The organism is Burkholderia sp. E168m23 (assembly GCF_016586125.1).
GTDB classification, from domain to species: domain Bacteria; phylum Pseudomonadota; class Gammaproteobacteria; order Burkholderiales; family Burkholderiaceae; genus Burkholderia; species Burkholderia orbicola.
In genome coordinates, this window is sequence record NZ_BCPP01000829.1 from 1 (window position 1) to 3,260 (window position 3,260).

4 protein-coding genes are annotated in these 3,260 nt (G+C 72.6%); all 4 read left to right on the forward strand.

Annotation, left to right across the window (positions count from 1 at the left end):
* Nucleotides 1-216, forward strand: a 216-nt coding sequence (locus tag JMF90_RS30375; protein ID WP_201325827.1) for an acyl-CoA dehydrogenase C-terminal domain-containing protein, incomplete at its 5' end; no start/stop codon positions are given.
* Between the two features lies 1 nt (nucleotide 217).
* Nucleotides 218-1,468, forward strand: a complete 1,251-nt coding sequence (locus tag JMF90_RS30380; RefSeq protein WP_054928601.1) for a citrate/2-methylcitrate synthase — start codon at nucleotides 218-220, stop codon at nucleotides 1,466-1,468.
* Nucleotides 1,469-1,497: 29 nt separating this feature from the next.
* Nucleotides 1,498-2,160, forward strand: coding sequence for a class I SAM-dependent methyltransferase (locus JMF90_RS30385; RefSeq protein ID WP_054928600.1), 663 nt, complete (start codon nucleotides 1,498-1,500; stop codon nucleotides 2,158-2,160).
* 3 nt (nucleotides 2,161-2,163) lie between these two features.
* Nucleotides 2,164-3,237 carry a TauD/TfdA family dioxygenase gene (locus JMF90_RS30390; RefSeq protein WP_124548446.1) on the forward strand — a complete coding sequence of 358 codons (1,074 nt, stop codon included), beginning with the start codon at nucleotides 2,164-2,166 and terminating at the stop codon, nucleotides 3,235-3,237.
* Nucleotides 3,238-3,260: the final 23 nt, after the last annotated feature.

Genomic DNA, 3,260 nt, shown 5'->3' on the forward strand with positions numbered 1-3,260 from the left:
CTGCTCGAATCGGCGACGATCGCCGCGCGCCGGCTCGATGCGCCGGACACCGCCGACGCGCCGGCCGAGCTGGCGTTCTATCGCGGCAAGCTGAAGAGCGCGCGCTACTACTTCGCGAACGTGCTGCCCGTCGTCGATCAGCACGCGGCCGTGATCGCCGCGATGGCGCACGCGGCGATCAGCGTCAGCAGCGACGAACTCGCCGCGGTGGAATGACATGGACACGACACTCGACTCCAGCATCTCCGCCACCACGACCGCGACCGGCGCTGCGCCGCGCAACCTGCTCGGCCGACCGACGACGCGCCATCGCGGCACCGATATCGACGGCGCGACGCTCGACCCCGAAGCGCTGCGGGTGCGCGATCTCGACCTGAACGCGCTGATCGGCGCGACGACGTTCGAAGGCGCGCTCGCGCATCTGTGGTTCGACGTCGCGCCGGGCAGCACCGACCATCGCGCGCACGAGGCGACGATCGCCGCGCGGCTCGCGGCGTTCGCCGATGCACTGGCGCCGGGCTCGGTCGCCCAGTCGGTCGCCGCCGACCTCGGCGCGGCGGGCGTCGCGCCGGTGTTCGCGGCCGCGTCCGGCCTGCTGCGCGGCCTGGACGACGTGACCGACCGCGCGCGCGGCCCGGCGCCCGACGATGCCGATCTCGACACGATGCTGCTGTGCGCGGCCGCCGCGCCATTCCTGCTGCATGCGGCGATCGAGGGTCGGCCGTTCGCGGCCGGCACACCCGCCCGCGGCGGCACGGCGCTCGATGCAGCGCAGACGCAAGCGCAACGCATGCTCGTGCTGACCGGCGCGACGCGCGGCGATGCGCCGGCGCAAGCGGCGATGGACATGCTGCTCGTCGCGTGGCACGCCGGCTTCGGCTACATCACGCCGACCGTGCTCGCGCCACGCGTCGCGATCGGCACCGGCGTCACGCTGACGCAGGCGATCGCGTCCGGCTTCCTCGCGAGCGGGCCGTCGCACGTCGGCGCGGCACTCGAAGCGATGCAGTGGCTCGCCGCGCTCGCGCGGTCGATACCGGGCGGCACCGACGCGCCGGCCGCCGCGCTCGATGCGGCAGGCCGCGCGGCGATCGATGCGGCGCTCGACGCGAAACGCACGCTGTACGGCTTCGGCCATCCGCTGTTCGTCGCCGATCCGCGTCCGCCGCACATGCGCGGCCGGTTCGCGGCGAGCGGCTTCGACGGCGCGTACGTGACGTTGTTCGACGCGTGCTGCGCGCAGGCCGACGCGCGCCGCGCGCTGCGGCCGAACATCGATTTCCTGACCGCCGCGACGCTGCTCGAACTCGGTGTCGCCGCGCCGTCGTGGGGCGTCGGCATCGGGCTCGGCGCGCGCATCGCGGCGATGGCCGCGCATGCGGTGGAACGGCGCCGCCGCCCGGCGTTCGGCGTCAACAGCGCGACCGCGCGACGGCTGCTGGCCGCCGTGCCGGTCGGCTGGCTGTGAACCCTCACCCTTTTCGCACAAGGAACGTCATGCTGCTCAAGAACCTGCGCCCGGCGAACGACTACGATCGCTTCGCCACCGAAACGCTCGAACCGTGGGACCTGCTGTTCATCAGCCGCATCCGCCAGCTGGCGCGCGGGATGACGGCCGGCACGCTCGCCGACATCGGCACGGCCACCGGCGTCGTGCCGGTGCGGCTCGCGACCGATCCGGCGATGCGCGGCTGGCGCTACGTCGGCATCGACCTCGATCCGGCGATGCTCGACGAAGGCCGCCCGCGCATCCACGAACTCGGGCTCGACGACACGATCGAGATGCGCGTCGGCGACGCGCTCGCGCTGCCGTTCGACGACGGCACGCTGACGATGGCGGTCGGCCGCGCGACGCTGCACCACCTGCCCGACAAGGCGCTCAGCCTGACCGAGATGTACCGCGTGCTGGAGCCGGGCGGCATCGCGCTCGTGCACGACATGCGCCGCGACGCGCCGCAGCACCTGCTCGACCGCTTCACCGAGATGCGCGCCGCTGCCGACTATCCGCCGACCCACGTCGAGGAAAAGATCACGCTCGACGAAGCGCATGCACTCGTCGCCGAGGCCGGTCTGGCCGAAGTCGCGTCGATCTACAGCCCGAGCATGGGGCTCGGCGCGCTCGGCTTCGAAATCCTGCTGAAGAAACCGGCGCTGGCCTGAGCGATGACCGATCTCGCCTTCCTCGCCGCGCATGCGGCCGTGCGGCTCGGCGCCGACGACGTGCACTGCGCGCCGGTCGCGCCCGGCGCGACGCTGCCGCTGTGCGTGACGCCGCGCAGCGCCGAACTCGCGACGTCGCCGGAGATGTTTGTCGCATGGTACCGCTCGCGGCTCGACACGATCGACACGCTGCTCGACGCATGCGGCGCGCTGCTGTGGCGCGGCTTCGCGGTGCCCGACACCGCCGCGTTCGGCCGCCTCGGCGCGCTGTATCCGGCGCACGCGAACGGCTATACGGCCGGCGCCGCGCCACGCAAGCAGATCGACGGCCAGGTCTATGAATCGACCCGCATGCCGCCGCCGTTCAGGATCGGGCTGCATCAGGAGATGGCCTACATGCCCGCGTTTCCGCGCCTCGTCGCGTTCTACTGCCGGCAGCCGGCCGACGCGGGCGGCGAGACGCCGATCTGCGACATGCGGCGCGTGACCGCGCGCGTGCCGGCCGCGCTGCGCGCGCGGTTCGCCGAACGCGGCGTGATGTACCTACGCAATTTCGCGGCGCCGGGCGACCGCGCGGATGGTCTCGCCGCGAACCCGAACCTGCCGTTCGCCGCGTACCACCGGCCGTGGGACGACGCATTCGGCACGACCGAGCGCGACGAAGTCGAGCGGCTGTGCGCCGAGCGCGGCGTCGGCTGCCGCTGGCTCGACGACGGCAGCGTGACCGTATCGCACGTCGGCAGCGCGCTGCGCACGCATCCGCGCACCGGCGAGACGGTGTGGTTCAACCAGGCGAGCGCGCAGCACCCGAACCCGCGCTCGATGGGCGAGCTCAGCTATCGCTACCTGCAGCGCATGTACGGCGCGCGCGCCGCGTTCCCGTACGAGATCCGCTACGGCGACGGCGCACCGATGCCGTTCGACGATCTGGTGGCGATCTACGACGCGCTCGACGACGAGGAATGCGCGTTCCCGTGGCAGGCCGGCGACGTGCTCGTCGTCGACAACATGCTGGTCGCGCACGGCCGCAACCCGTACCGGGGCGCGCGCGACACGCAGGTCATGCTGTTCGACTGAGGATGCCGACGATGAGCGTTTCG